Origin of the sequence: Aeromicrobium camelliae (genome assembly GCF_003850045.1) — a bacterium.
Classification (GTDB): domain Bacteria; phylum Actinomycetota; class Actinomycetes; order Propionibacteriales; family Nocardioidaceae; genus Aeromicrobium; species Aeromicrobium camelliae.
Genome location: NZ_RQJX01000033.1, coordinates 1 through 1323 on the forward strand (window position 1 = coordinate 1; position 1323 = coordinate 1323).

Annotated in this window: 1 protein-coding gene; it reads right to left on the bottom strand. The window is 66.4% G+C overall.

The features are described from left to right. Window positions 1-9: 9 nt before the first annotated feature. Window positions 10-1065, bottom strand: coding sequence for an IS110 family RNA-guided transposase (locus EHW97_RS15150; RefSeq protein ID WP_208002084.1), 1056 nt, complete (start codon window positions 1063-1065; stop codon window positions 10-12). Window positions 1066-1323: the final 258 nt, after the last annotated feature.

Consider the following 1323-nt stretch of genomic DNA (forward strand, 5'->3'; position numbering starts at 1 on the left):
TGGACGTTCCTATAGTGCGTCAAGTGCTTTGAGGTCGGCTTTGAGTGCTCCGTGGAGTTCTCGGGCGATGAGTCGTTTCATCGCTCTGATGGCGTCCTTTTTGGACAGGCCTTCGCTGAGGCGGCGCTCGAGGTAGTCGATCGCGGGTTGGTGGTTCTTGAGCCGGCCGACGGCGATCATGTGGATGGTTTTGTTGGCTTGCCGGTCGCCGCCGCGGTGCAGTCGCATCCGGCGGGTTTGGCCCGATGAGGCGGGGATGGGTGCGACACCGGTGAGTCGGGCGAACGCAGCCTCAGTGGCGATGCGGTCAGGGTTCTGTCCGGCGGTGATGAGTAGTTGCGCGGCGGCGTGGATACCGACTTGAGGCCGGGCCAGTAGCCGGGGTGCGGCAGCGCCCACGAGCTGGGCCAGGGCGGCGTCGAGATCGTTGATCTCGGTGTCGAGGTCACGGATGCGGGCGGCGATCGATCGCAGCGCGACCTTTGCGGCCTGGGTCGGGTCGTGAAGCCGGGCCCGGTCTGGGCGCAGGCTCAGGGCGGTGGCAGCGATCTGCCGGTTGCTGGAGCCCAACCGAGCCCGCAGGCCGCCATCGAGGGTGGTGGCCAGGTCACCGATCTGGGTCAGCGCCGCAGTGCGTGCCTTCACCGCCGAGGCTCGGGCGATCTGCAGCATCCGGATCGACTCGATCACGCCCGACCGGTCCTTGGCCACCGTCTGGGCGCGGCCGGTGCGGACCGCATCAGCTGCCATGACCGCGTCGATCGGATCGGACTTACCCACGGTGGCCCTGACGGCCGGGTCGGGGGTGTTGACGTCGAACACCTGGTAGCCGCCCTGGTCCAGTAGTCGGGTCAGCCCCGCACCATAGGTGCCGGTCTGCTCGACCCCGACCCGCTCGACCTGCCACTGGCCCAGCCAGTCGATCAACGCCCGGCACCCAGCGCTGCCAGTGGTGAACTCCCGATCAGCAATCCGGCGGCCGTCAGCATCGATCACCGCCGCGTGATGAGTCACCTTGTGGGTATCGATACCGGCGAACACCACTTGCGTGGCCGGCTCGGTCATGGTCATCCTGGACACTGCGATCTGTCTCCTTCACTGATGTGGAGGATGACTTCACCGAGCCGGGCGGACACCACGGTGATGAGCCAGCCTGATCGCGGCAGGTTCCTATCAAGTCACAACCCCGCCCGGCTCGGCCCCTCACTACCTGCCAGACAACGCCGCCACCAACGCCGACACGTCCACTCCAAGACAACCCGCAGGGCGTCAGTCTCGATACAAGTCAGAACGCCAGCAACAGCCCACACCCATCTTCACCGT